Raw genomic sequence first — 11,943 nt, 5'->3', positions numbered from 1 at the left:
TGAATCGAAAGAAACATCTTCGGGTTGTGAGGTTAAGCGACTAAGCGTACACGGTGGATGCCCTGGCAGTCAGAGGCGATGAAGGACGTGCTAATCTGCGATAAGCGTCGGTAAGGTGATATGAACCGTTATAACCGGCGATTTCCGAATGGGGAAACCCAGTGTGTTTCGACACACTATCATTACGTGAATACATAGCGTAATGAAGCGAACCGGGGGAACTGAAACATCTAAGTACCCCGAGGAAAAGAAATCAACCGAGATTCCCCCAGTAGCGGCGAGCGAACGGGGAGCAGCCCAGAGTCTGAATCAGCATGTGTGTTAGTGGAAGCGTCTGGAAAGTCGCACGATACAGGGTGAAAGTCCCGTACACAAAAGTGCATGTGTTGTGAACTCGAAGAGTAGGGCGGGACACGTGGTATCCTGTCTGAATATGGGGGGACCATCCTCCAAGGCTAAATACTCCTGACTGACCGATAGTGAACCAGTACCGTGAGGGAAAGGCGAAAAGAACCCCGGCGAGGGGAGTGAAAAAGAACCTGAAACCGTGTACGTACAAGCAGTGGGAGCACCCTTTGGGGTGTGACTGCGTACCTTTTGTATAATGGGTCAGCGACTTATATTCTGTAGCAAGGTTAACCGAATAGGGGAGCCGAAGGGAAACCGAGTCTTAACTGGGCGTTAAGTTGCAGGGTATAGACCCGAAACCCGGTGATCTAGCCATGGGCAGGTTGAAGGTTGGGTAACACTAACTGGAGGACCGAACCGACTAATGTTGAAAAATTAGCGGATGACTTGTGGCTGGGGGTGAAAGGCCAATCAAACCGGGAGATAGCTGGTTCTCCCCGAAAGCTATTTAGGTAGCGCCTCGTGAACTCATCTTCGGGGGTAGAGCACTGTTTCGGCTAGGGGGTCATCCCGACTTACCAACCCGATGCAAACTGCGAATACCGAAGAATGTTATCACGGGAGACACACGGCGGGTGCTAACGTCCGTCGTGAAGAGGGAAACAACCCAGACCGCCAGCTAAGGTCCCAAAGTCATGGTTAAGTGGGAAACGATGTGGGAAGGCACAGACAGCCAGGATGTTGGCTTAGAAGCAGCCATCATTTAAAGAAAGCGTAATAGCTCACTGGTCGAGTCGGCCTGCGCGGAAGATGTAACGGGGCTAAACCATGCACCGAAGCTGCGGCAGCGACACTATGTGTTGTTGGGTAGGGGAGCGTTCTGTAAGCCGTTGAAGGTGTGTCGTGAGGCATGCTGGAGGTATCAGAAGTGCGAATGCTGACATAAGTAACGATAATGCGGGTGAAAAACCCGCACGCCGGAAGACCAAGGGTTCCTGTCCAACGTTAATCGGGGCAGGGTGAGTCGACCCCTAAGGCGAGGCCGAAAGGCGTAGTCGATGGGAAACAGGTTAATATTCCTGTACTTGGTGTTACTGCGAAGGGGGGACGGAGAAGGCTATGTTAGCCGGGCGACGGTTGTCCCGGTTTAAGCATGTAGGCGGAGGTTCCAGGTAAATCCGGTACCTTATTAACGCTGAGGTGTGATGACGAGGCACTACGGTGCTGAAGTAACAAATGCCCTGCTTCCAGGAAAAGCCTCTAAGCATCAGGTAACACGAAATCGTACCCCAAACCGACACAGGTGGTCAGGTAGAGAATACCAAGGCGCTTGAGAGAACTCGGGTGAAGGAACTAGGCAAAATGGTGCCGTAACTTCGGGAGAAGGCACGCTGATATGTAGGTGAAGTGATTTACTCATGGAGCTGAAATCAGTCGAAGATACCAGCTGGCTGCAACTGTTTATTAAAAACACAGCACTGTGCAAACACGAAAGTGGACGTATACGGTGTGACGCCTGCCCGGTGCCGGAAGGTTAATTGATGGGGTTATCCGTAAGGAGAAGCTCTTGATCGAAGCCCCGGTAAACGGCGGCCGTAACTATAACGGTCCTAAGGTAGCGAAATTCCTTGTCGGGTAAGTTCCGACCTGCACGAATGGCGTAATGATGGCCAGGCTGTCTCCACCCGAGACTCAGTGAAATTGAACTCGCTGTGAAGATGCAGTGTACCCGCGGCAAGACGGAAAGACCCCGTGAACCTTTACTATAGCTTGACACTGAACACTGGTCCTTGATGTGTAGGATAGGTGGGAGGCTTTGAAGTGTGGACGCCAGTCTGCATGGAGCCATCCTTGAAATACCACCCTTTAATGGCTGGTGTTCTAACGTAGACCCGTTACCCGGGTTGCGGACAGTGTCTGGTGGGTAGTTTGACTGGGGCGGTCTCCTCCTAAAGAGTAACGGAGGAGCACGAAGGTTAGCTAATCCTGGTCGGACATCAGGAGGTTAGTGCAAAGGCATAAGCTAGCTTGACTGCGAGAGTGACGGCTCGAGCAGGTGCGAAAGCAGGTCTTAGTGATCCGGTGGTTCTGAATGGAAGGGCCATCGCTCAACGGATAAAAGGTACTCCGGGGATAACAGGCTGATACCGCCCAAGAGTTCATATCGACGGCGGTGTTTGGCACCTCGATGTCGGCTCATCACATCCTGGGGCTGAAGTAGGTCCCAAGGGTATGGCTGTTCGCCATTTAAAGTGGTACGCGAGCTGGGTTTAGAACGTCGTGAGACAGTTCGGTCCCTATCTGCCGTGGGCGCTGGAGAATTGAGGGGGGCTGCTCCTAGTACGAGAGGACCGGAGTGGACGCATCACTGGTGTTCGGGTTGTCATGCCAATGGCATTGCCCGGTAGCTAAATGCGGAAGAGATAAGTGCTGAAAGCATCTAAGCACGAAACTTGCCCCGAGATGAGTTCTCCCTGACCCTTTAAGGGTCCTGAAGGAACGTTGAAGACGACGACGTTGATAGGTCGGGTGTGTAAGTGTAGCGATACATTGAGCTAACCGATACTAATGAACCGTGAGGCTTAACCTTACAACGCCGAAGATGTTTTGGCGAAAGACAGACACAAGATTCAGTTTGATTACAGATTACATCGACATGCCCAGGAGGTGTGTTGATAAACAGAATTTGCCTGGCGGCTGTAGCGCGGTGGTCCCACCTGACCCCATGCCGAACTCAGAAGTGAAACGCCGTAGCGCCGATGGTAGTGTGGGGTCTCCCCATGCGAGAGTAGGGAACTGCCAGGCATTAATTAAAGTGAAGAAGCCCATCCTGACGGATGGGCTTTTTTGCGTCTGTGCGGGATGAAAACCGCCGGATGCGGCGTGCCGCCTTATCCGGCCTACAAAAGCCCGTCAGTGAATGCGTTTCAGTAGACCTGATAAGCGCAGCGCATCAGGCACATCACAACACCACGGTTACCATCTTATCCATTGCGTAACAAAATCAGCAATTTGCTGTATGTCGTTGATGTCTAACAATGGAACATCCACCGCCAGCGGAACATCACTGGCAACCGCGATAACATATTCGTCTATCGCCAATTCTTCAGGACGATGCCCGCAACCGTCGCGAAAAAGCACGATCTTAGCGACAGGTTCATGCTTAAACCCTTCAACCAGCACTAGATCCAACGTCGCTGCATCCATCCGGCTTACCAGATACGCTAAATCCAGTTCGGGCTCTTCCGGTGTTTCTACCATTAATGCCCAACGTTGCTGGCTGGCGACCAGCGTTTGTGCTGCACCGGCTTTGCGCAGTTCATAGCTATCTTTACCGGGCTTGTCGACATCCATATTGTGATGAGTATGTTTAATCAATCCGGGACGTATACCTCTGGCACGTAGTTCCGGGATCAACTTTTTGAGCAGCGTGGTTTTTCCCGTGCCGCTCCATGCCGCAATGGCGAGTAATGGGATCATGATTTTTCCTGCCATTTTGCGAGCTCTTCGGGGGTGTTCACGTTTACGAACGCATCTTTATGATCGCTGAAATCGACAGCATGACCGCCAGCCAGACGCATAAAGACCATAACGCGTCGTTCACCGGACTGAAGATAATCCTGCAGCAAAGGCTGCATAGAGCGGTGCATCAGCGCAATGGTTGGGTGATCTCTTTCCCCATCATGCACCCAGACAACGGGTGCAGCTTTACGTTGCTCTTTTAAACGAGCGACCAGATCGTGAGGAATATAGGGCATATCGCACGGGCAAAACAGAAACCACTCCCCCGTTTGCTGCAGGAATACCGATAGCATCCCGGCCAGTGGGCCAGGGAAATCGGCCAAGGAATCGGGAATAACTTTCAGGCCGCTTTGCTGGTATATATCCCGGTGGCGATTGGCATTAACCACCACGGTTTCGACCTGCAAAGCGAGAATGTCGGCCACATGCCGCCAAAGAGGTTTACCGTCCAGTTCAAGCAGACCTTTATCGGTTCCACCCATCCGTCTGGCCTTACCGCCGGCCAGCACAACCCCTGTTATTGCACTATCCAGAATCACTGATATCGCCTCTTTTAATGTGGGATTGACCCTGCTAACGTATCTGTATTGAGCCTAAGGAGCACAACCATGAAATGTAAACGTCTGAATGAAGTTATTGAACTCCTCCAGCCAGCCTGGCAGAAGGAACCCGATCTTAACCTGATGCAATTTTTGCAGAAACTGGCGCAAGAGTCAGGTTTTGACGGCGAACTGGCGGATTTAACTGATGACATTCTGATCTATCACCTGAAAATGCGAGACTCAGCGAAGGATGCTGTCATCCCAGGTATTCAGAAAGATTATGAAGAAGATTTTAAAACCGCACTACTCCGCGCTCGTGGCGTAATTAAAGAGTAAAAGCTTGTAATCGCCGCCACCGAAAGCGCTGCGAAATGATATCCTGAATCATTCGTAGTATTTTCCGGATGATGGGATGAACGACAACGCTTTTAATTTCCAGACGCTACACCCGGATACCATCATGGATGCACTGTTTGAGCAGGGGATCCGGGTGGACTCCGGGCTTACCCCGCTTAACAGCTATGAAAACCGTGTCTATCAATTCCAGGACGAAGACCGTCGACGCTTTGTTGTTAAGTTTTATCGCCCTGAACGCTGGTCTGTCGATCAGATCCAGGAAGAGCACCAGTTTGCTCTGGAACTGGTAAGCGATGAAGTCCCGGTAGCTGCGCCGTTGGTACTGAACGGCCAAACGCTGTTAAGCCATCAGGGTTTCCATTTTGCGATCTTCCCCAGCGTCGGTGGACGACAGTTTGAAGCCGACAACATCGATCAGATGGAGGCGGTGGGGCGCTATCTCGGGCGTATGCACCAGACCGGATGCAAGCGTACTTTTACCTTCCGACCTACGATTGGCCTTGAAGAATACCTGACTGAACCGCGTAAAGTTTTTGAACACGCACAGCTTATCCCATCAGGGCAAAAAGCGGCTTTCCTGAAGGCAACGGATGCGCTTATCGCGGTGGTTACCGATCGCTGGCATACGCGTTTTACTACGTTACGCCTGCACGGTGATTGTCATGCCGGTAATATTCTGTGGCGCGATGGCCCGATGTTTGTCGATTTAGATGATGCCCGCAATGGTCCGGCTATTCAGGATTTATGGATGCTCCTCAATGGTGATAAAGCTGAACAACGCATGCAGCTAGAAACCATTATCGAGGCTTATGAAGAGTTTAGTGAGTTCGATATCTCTGAAATCGGACTGATAGAACCTTTACGCGCTATGCGTTTAGTTTATTATCTTGCCTGGCTGATTCGACGTTGGGCTGACCCTGCGTTCCCAAAAAACTTCCCGTGGTTAACCGGGGAAGATTACTGGCATCGTCAGACCGCGACCTTTATTGAGCAGGCAAAAATTCTGCAAGAGCCCCCCTTACAATTAACGCCAATGTATTAATCGGAGAAACTTGAACATGAAAAAAATATGGCTGGCGCTGGCTGGTATGGTCTTAGCTTTTAGCGCATCTGCAGCGCAGTTCCAGGATGGTAAACAATACATCACCCTGGAGAAGCCTGTTGCGGGTGAACCGCAAGTGTTGGAGTTCTTCTCCTTCTACTGCCCGCACTGCTATCAGTTTGAAGAAGTGCTTCATGTATCTGATAACGTGAAGAAAAAACTGCCGGAAGGTACTAAGATGACCAAATACCACGTCGAGTTTCTCGGGCCTTTGGGCAAAGATCTGACGCAGGCATGGGCGGTTGCAATGGCGCTGGGCGTTGAAGATCAGGTCACTGTTCCGCTGTTTGAAGGGGTTCAGAAAACCCAGACCGTTCAGTCTGTTGCTGATATCCGTAAAGTGTTTGTCGATGCGGGTATTAAAGGCGAAGACTATGATGCGGCATGGAACAGCTTCGTAGTGAAATCTCTCGTGGCACAGCAGGAAAAAGCAGCGGCTGATTTACAGCTGCAGGGCGTTCCGGCGATGTTCGTGAATGGCAAATATCAGGTCAACCCGCAGGGCATGGATACCAGCAGCATGGATATCTTTGTACAACAGTATGCGGATACCGTGAAATACCTGGTCGGTCAGAAGTAAAAGCAAAAGCCGGTCACTGACCGGCTTTTTTATTTGCAGCTTTAATCGCGTCGAGCTGCGCGTCTTTCTCACTCCACAGCGTATTCAACCACAGCTGAAAGCGGCGCTTGAATGCCTTATCGTTCACGTAATCACCGTGTAACTCTTCATGGATTGGCTCCAGATTCACCCGCACGACAATCCTCGTTAGCTTACCGCTCAGCATATCGTAGAACGGTCGGCTACTGTTTTCCGGATAGCATAACGTGACATCCAGCATTTTATCGAACTGTGACCCCAGCACATTTAATGCCATCGCAATACCGGCCGCCTTGGGTGGGAGCAGGTTTTGATAAGGAGAACGGGTTTGCTCACGCTTCTCATGAGTAAACCGCGAACCTTCGACAAAATTCACAATGGTTGTCGGGTGCGCACGAAATTTCTCGCAGGAACGACGCGTCGTTTCGACATCTTTACCACGGCGTTCCGGATGGCGAAGCAGATAGCCACGTGAATAGCGTTTCATAAACGGCATATCCAGAGCCCAGCAAGCCAGGCCAATAAAGGGCACCCAGGCCAACTGCTGCTTGAGGAAATATTTATTCATCGGGATGTGCTTACGTAACAGAACGCAAAGCACAACGATATCGGCCCAGCTGTAATGATTACAAATGAGCAGATACCAGTTTTTCTTGCTAAGACCTTCCAGTCCTTCAACATCCCACTTCAGCCGTGGATTAAGGTGCAGCAGTAGCGCCAGACCTTCACACCAGCAGTACATCATGAAATTACAGAAGACAGAAACCTTGCGCCAGACGACAGGAATGGGCAAAAGGAGTTTCACAACCCCGGCAAGGATGATCGGCACAGAACAAAAAATTGTGACCAATATGGTCAATACGATACTCAGCAACAGCGTTATCGCAGCGAGTATTCTCGTCATAATTAAATTATTCAAAAGGTTAGCCATAGACAGTGCGCGAAAGAGGCGCAAGGGGCTGATTTTATCAGAAAACGAACCAAATGATGGATCTTCCCTGAATAGAAAAAAAGAGAATATCTATCCACATCAGGATATAAGCTGTAAAAATGGAATAAAATGCCGTGCGTTTATTTAACTAATTGAAATTATTGTATAAATACAATGGAGCATTAATTGCCTTGCTATATTTAAAGAGCTGAAAATTATTTATTCACAAAGTTATCCACAGCTGTCTTTGCGAGCAAAGCAGAAGATCTGCAAAAGTTTTTCGACAAATGCGGCGAAAAACTCATGTTTTCATCCTGTCTGTGGCATCCTTTACCCATAATCTGATAAACAGGCACGGACATTATGGTTCAGATCCCAGAAAACCCACTTATCCTTGTAGATGGCTCATCTTACCTGTATCGCGCATACCACGCGTTCCCACCGCTGACTAACAGCGCAGGAGAACCTACGGGCGCGATGTACGGTGTCCTCAACATGCTGCGTAGCTTGATTCTGCAATATCAACCAACCCATGCAGCGGTGGTATTCGACGCCAAGGGTAAAACCTTCCGTGATGAATTATTCGAACATTATAAGTCTCACCGCCCACCGATGCCGGACGATCTGCGTGCGCAGATTGAACCTCTGCATGCGATGGTAAAGGCGATGGGGCTGCCACTGTTGGCTGTTTCTGGCGTGGAGGCGGACGATGTTATCGGTACGCTGGCGCGGGAAGCAGAGAAGATCGGTCGCCCGGTGCTGATTAGCACCGGTGATAAAGATATGGCTCAGTTGGTGACGCCGAATATCACCCTAATCAACACCATGACCAATACGATCCTCGGCCCGGAGGAAGTGGTGAATAAGTACGGCGTCCCGCCGGAACTGATCATCGATTTCCTGGCGCTGATGGGGGATTCCTCAGATAACATTCCTGGCGTTCCAGGCGTAGGCGAAAAAACCGCTCAGGCACTACTGCAGGGGCTGGGTGGGCTGGATACCCTCTATGCCGAATCAGACAAAATAGCGGGGCTGACCTTCCGTGGTGCGAAAACCATGGCAGGCAAACTTGAGCAGAACAAAGAGGTGGCGTACCTCTCTTATCAATTGGCTACCATCAAAACGGATGTTGAGCTGGAATTGACCTGTGAGCAGCTTGAAGTGCGTCAGCCCGCTGCAGAAGAACTGCTTGGCCTGTTTAAACAGTATGAATTTAAACGTTGGGTTACCGACGTTGAAGCGGGTAAATGGCTACAGGCGAAAGGGACGAAGCCGGCGGCAAAACCGCAAGAAACTATTGTCGTCGATGAAACGCCTGAGGAGCCGGCCACGGTTCTTTCGTATGAAAACTATGTGACGATTCTGGACGAAGCGACGCTGGAAGAGTGGATCGCTAAGCTGAAAAAAGCACCAGTCTTTGCCTTCGATACTGAAACTGACAGCCTGGACAATATTTCCGCGAATCTGGTTGGCCTGTCTTTTGCCATTGAACCGGGTGTGGCGGCGTATGTTCCTGTTGCCCACGATTACCTGGATGCCCCTGACCAGATCGCGCGCGACCGCGCGCTGGAGCTGCTAAAGCCGCTGCTGGAAGATGAGAACGCGCACAAAGTCGGGCAAAACCTGAAGTACGATCGCGGCATCCTGGCGAACTATGGCATCGAGCTGCGCGGCATCACCTTTGACACCATGCTCGAATCCTACATTCTTAACAGCGTCGCTGGACGACACGATATGGACAGCCTGTCGGACCGCTGGCTGAAACATAAAACCATCACCTTTGAAGAGATCGCCGGAAAAGGCAAAAACCAGCTGACCTTTAACCAGATAGCACTGGAAGAGGCTGGCCGTTACGCTGCGGAAGACGCCGACGTTACGCTACAGCTGCATCTGAAGATGTGGCCAGAATTGCAGCAGCATAAAGGGCCGTTGAACGTCTTTGAAAATATCGATATGCCGCTGGTGCCGGTTTTGTCTCGCGTTGAGCGCAACGGTGTGAAAATCGATCCGGCTGTTCTGCACAAGCATTCAGAAGAGCTGACGCTGCGTTTGAATGAGCTGGAGCAAAAAGCGCACGAGATCGCCGGAGAAGCGTTTAACCTCTCTTCCACTAAGCAACTGCAAACTATCCTGTTTGAAAAGCAGGGTATTAAGCCGTTGAAGAAAACCCCTGGCGGCGCGCCATCAACGTCGGAAGAGGTACTGGAAGAGCTCGCGCTGGATTACCCATTGCCGAAAGTGATCCTGGAATATCGTGGTTTAGCAAAACTGAAGTCGACCTATACGGATAAGCTTCCGTTGATGATTAACAAGAAAACCGGGCGCGTGCACACCTCATACCATCAGGCGGTTACTGCCACCGGGCGCTTGTCTTCAACGGATCCAAACCTGCAAAACATCCCGGTACGTAATGATGAAGGTCGTCGTATTCGTCAGGCGTTCATTGCGCCAGAAGACTACCTGATTGTCTCTGCGGACTACTCACAGATTGAACTGCGTATCATGGCGCACCTTTCACGTGATAAAGGTCTGCTTACCGCGTTTGCCGAAGGGAAAGACATTCACCGCGCAACGGCGGCAGAAGTCTTTGGTTTACCGCTTGATTCTGTGACCAGCGAGCAACGCCGCAGCGCTAAAGCCATTAACTTCGGTTTGATCTACGGGATGAGCGCCTTTGGTTTGGCGCGCCAGTTGAATATTCCGCGCAAAGAAGCACAGAAGTACATGGATCTCTACTTTGAACGCTACCCTGGTGTGTTGGAATACATGGAACGCACCCGAGCGCAGGCGAAAGAGCAAGGCTATGTAGAAACGCTGGAAGGTCGCCGTCTCTATTTACCGGATATTAAATCCAGTAATGGTGCTCGTCGCGCTGGTGCTGAACGTGCGGCCATTAACGCCCCGATGCAGGGAACTGCTGCAGACATTATCAAACGAGCCATGATTGCCGTGGATGGATGGCTGCAAACCGAGCAACCGCGCGTGCGCATGATCATGCAGGTACACGATGAACTGGTGTTTGAAGTGCACAAAGATGATCTGGAAAGCGTCTCCAAAAAGATCCACCAACTGATGGAAAACGAGACTCAGATTGACGTGCCGTTGCTGGTGGAAGTCGGGAGTGGTGAAAACTGGGATCAGGCGCACTAAGGGTTTACTTAATAACGCTCCTTTTTCGTAACTAAGCAACATAAGAGAGAGCTTTTTGTGATGTCCATTAGAATTCCCTATGTAAGGAATGAAAAAAAATTACAAAAAGTGCTTTCTGAGCTGCTCAAAAAAGAGTAAAGTTATTCTCGTAGGGTACAGAGGTAAGATGTTCTATCTTTCAGACCTTTTACTTCACGTAATCGGATTTGGCTGAATATTTTAGCCGCCCCAGTCAGTAATGACTGGGGCGTTTTTTATTGTGCGAAAGAAAAGTTTTGCACATGCTGTAGGCCGGATAAGACGCGCAGCGGCGTCATCCGGCATATCGGTGGGTTATTCCCCTTCCTGCACCTCTTCAACCGGTGCCAGTTCACTAAACCAGCTATCCAGTTTTTGCCGCAGTTTGTCCACACCCAGTTTTTTCAGCGATGAAAATGCTTCTACCTGCACATCACCGTTAAATGCTAGTACGGCTTCACGTACCATATTCAGCTGCGCTTTGCGTGCACCGCTGGCCAGCTTATCTGCTTTAGTCAGCAGTACCAGAACCTGAACGTTGCTCTCAACTGCCCACAGGATCATCTGTTGATCGAGATCTTTTAACGGGTGACGAATATCCATCAGTACCACCAGACCTTGCAGGCTCTGACGTTTTTCCAGATATTCAGCCAGCGCGCGCTGCCATTTACGCTTCATTTCTTCTGGAACTTCGGCATAACCGTATCCTGGCAAATCGACCAGGCGTTTGCCGTCAACGACTTCAAACAGGTTGATGAGCTGAGTACGACCCGGCGTTTTAGATGTACGCGCCAGACCTTTTTGATTCGTCAGGGTATTTAGCGCACTGGATTTGCCTGCGTTGGAACGGCCAGCAAAAGCCACTTCGATACCGGTATCGGAAGGTAAGTGGCGAATATCAGGCGCACTCATCACAAAGTGCGTCTGTTGATAATTCAAGTTAGTCAAAGCAGTCCTCTCCATCAATCAGGGCTTTGCAGCGATTATACCTGAACCCCAGCAAAAGGCTGGTTTTTCGACGAGTGAGCTGTGTAAGTAAAAACCTCGCGCTTTGTGAGACATTGCCGACAGTTTCTATACGAGATGACAGAGTAAAAAATGACAGAACTAAAATAAATCATATGGTTACATTTGGGCGCTATTCTTAAAATCAGAAATTGTTACCCAGGTTACTTGTACGTTTAAACCAAAACGGTAAAGTAGCGTCCATAGCGAGGAAGCTGACAGGATAGACGACTCAGGATGAGGGTCAGGAGCGCCAGGAGGCGAAGACACAGGATTGTCAGGAAGACAAACGTCCGGAGACGTTAGTAAAAGGAAATGGAAACAACACGGAATGTTAGAGGCTAAGGGAAAAACAGGGTGTGTTGATAGC

10 protein-coding genes, 2 rRNA genes and 1 pseudogene are annotated in these 11,943 nt (G+C 50.2%); 9 read left to right on the top strand and 4 right to left on the bottom strand.

Going from position 1 to position 11,943, the window contains the following annotated elements:
• Positions 1-30: 30 nt before the first annotated feature.
• Both OGY08_RS01580 and rrf read left to right on the top strand, forming a co-directional pair.
• A 23S ribosomal RNA gene (locus OGY08_RS01580) occupies positions 31-2,938 on the top strand.
• Positions 2,939-3,037: 99 nt separating this feature from the next.
• Positions 3,038-3,153, top strand: a 5S ribosomal RNA gene (rrf, locus tag OGY08_RS01575).
• A gap of 171 nt (positions 3,154-3,324) precedes the next feature.
• Here rrf and mobB read toward each other — a convergent pair.
• On the bottom strand, positions 3,325-3,843 hold the full coding sequence (mobB, locus tag OGY08_RS01570; RefSeq protein WP_100247285.1) for a molybdopterin-guanine dinucleotide biosynthesis protein MobB: 519 nt from the start codon (positions 3,841-3,843) through the stop codon (positions 3,325-3,327).
• Positions 3,825-4,409, bottom strand: a complete 585-nt coding sequence (mobA, locus tag OGY08_RS01565) for a molybdenum cofactor guanylyltransferase MobA (protein WP_003028614.1) — start codon at positions 4,407-4,409, stop codon at positions 3,825-3,827. The genes mobB and mobA overlap by 19 nt, the downstream gene beginning before the upstream one ends.
• Positions 4,410-4,478: 69 nt before the next feature.
• Between mobA and OGY08_RS01560 the strand changes: the two genes are divergently transcribed.
• The 3 genes from OGY08_RS01560 to dsbA all read left to right on the top strand — a co-directional run bounded on the left by OGY08_RS01560 (position 4,479) and on the right by dsbA (position 6,451).
• Entirely contained in the window at positions 4,479-4,748 is a 270-nt protein-coding gene (locus tag OGY08_RS01560; protein ID WP_003028616.1) for a YihD family protein, read from the top strand.
• 76 nt (positions 4,749-4,824) lie between these two features.
• Positions 4,825-5,811 (top strand): serine/threonine protein kinase, encoded by a 987-nt coding sequence (locus OGY08_RS01555; protein ID WP_057066642.1) that lies wholly within the window; start codon positions 4,825-4,827, stop codon positions 5,809-5,811.
• A 16-nt stretch (positions 5,812-5,827) separates the two neighbouring features.
• On the top strand, positions 5,828-6,451 hold the full coding sequence (gene dsbA, locus OGY08_RS01550) for a thiol:disulfide interchange protein DsbA (RefSeq protein ID WP_003028621.1): 624 nt from the start codon (positions 5,828-5,830) through the stop codon (positions 6,449-6,451).
• 13 nt (positions 6,452-6,464) lie between these two features.
• Here the strand turns inward: dsbA and yihG are convergent, their stop codons facing one another.
• On the bottom strand, positions 6,465-7,319 hold the full coding sequence (gene yihG / locus OGY08_RS01545; protein WP_223849077.1) for a 1-acylglycerol-3-phosphate O-acyltransferase, YihG family: 855 nt from the start codon (positions 7,317-7,319) through the stop codon (positions 6,465-6,467).
• Between yihG and OGY08_RS01540 the strand changes: the two genes are divergently transcribed.
• From OGY08_RS01540 to spfP, 3 genes are all read left to right on the top strand, one after another.
• A complete protein-coding gene (locus tag OGY08_RS01540) occupies positions 7,213-7,548 on the top strand; it encodes a hypothetical protein (RefSeq protein WP_231504644.1) in 336 nt (111 codons plus the stop codon). The genes yihG and OGY08_RS01540 overlap by 107 nt on opposite strands.
• A 215-nt stretch (positions 7,549-7,763) precedes the next feature.
• A complete protein-coding gene (gene polA / locus OGY08_RS01535) occupies positions 7,764-10,550 on the top strand; it encodes a DNA polymerase I (RefSeq protein ID WP_057066644.1) in 2,787 nt (928 codons plus the stop codon).
• Between the two features lie 166 nt (positions 10,551-10,716).
• Entirely contained in the window at positions 10,717-10,764 is a 48-nt protein-coding gene (gene spfP / locus OGY08_RS25275; protein WP_071892919.1) for a small protein SpfP, read from the top strand.
• A 119-nt stretch (positions 10,765-10,883) separates the two neighbouring features.
• Here spfP and yihA read toward each other — a convergent pair whose 3' ends face one another.
• A complete protein-coding gene (gene yihA, locus OGY08_RS01530; RefSeq protein ID WP_008786982.1) occupies positions 10,884-11,516 on the bottom strand; it encodes a ribosome biogenesis GTP-binding protein YihA/YsxC in 633 nt (210 codons plus the stop codon).
• Positions 11,517-11,725: 209 nt separating this feature from the next.
• Between yihA and OGY08_RS01525 the strand changes: the two are divergent.
• A pseudogene (locus OGY08_RS01525) lies at positions 11,726-11,911 on the top strand (hypothetical protein).
• Positions 11,912-11,943 lie beyond the last annotated feature (32 nt).

Origin of the sequence: Citrobacter sp. Cpo069, from assembly GCF_030332785.1 — a bacterium.
In the GTDB taxonomy this organism is placed as follows: domain Bacteria; phylum Pseudomonadota; class Gammaproteobacteria; order Enterobacterales; family Enterobacteriaceae; genus Citrobacter; species Citrobacter portucalensis.
This window is presented reverse-complemented; position numbering and strand designations above follow the sequence as displayed.

Bases quoted from the DNA above. Each gene is read 5' to 3' on its own strand.
- mobB (WP_100247285.1), bottom strand. From the start codon at position 3,843: ATGGCAGGAAAAATCATGATCCCATTACTCGCCATTGCGGCATGGAGC.
- OGY08_RS01560 (WP_003028616.1), top strand. From the start codon at position 4,479: ATGAAATGTAAACGTCTGAATGAAGTTATTGAACTCCTCCAGCCAGCC.
- OGY08_RS01555 (WP_057066642.1), top strand. From the start codon at position 4,825: ATGAACGACAACGCTTTTAATTTCCAGACGCTACACCCGGATACCATC.
- dsbA (WP_003028621.1), top strand. From the start codon at position 5,828: ATGAAAAAAATATGGCTGGCGCTGGCTGGTATGGTCTTAGCTTTTAGC.
- OGY08_RS01540 (WP_231504644.1), top strand. From the start codon at position 7,213: ATGAAATTACAGAAGACAGAAACCTTGCGCCAGACGACAGGAATGGGC.
- polA (WP_057066644.1), top strand. From the start codon at position 7,764: ATGGTTCAGATCCCAGAAAACCCACTTATCCTTGTAGATGGCTCATCT.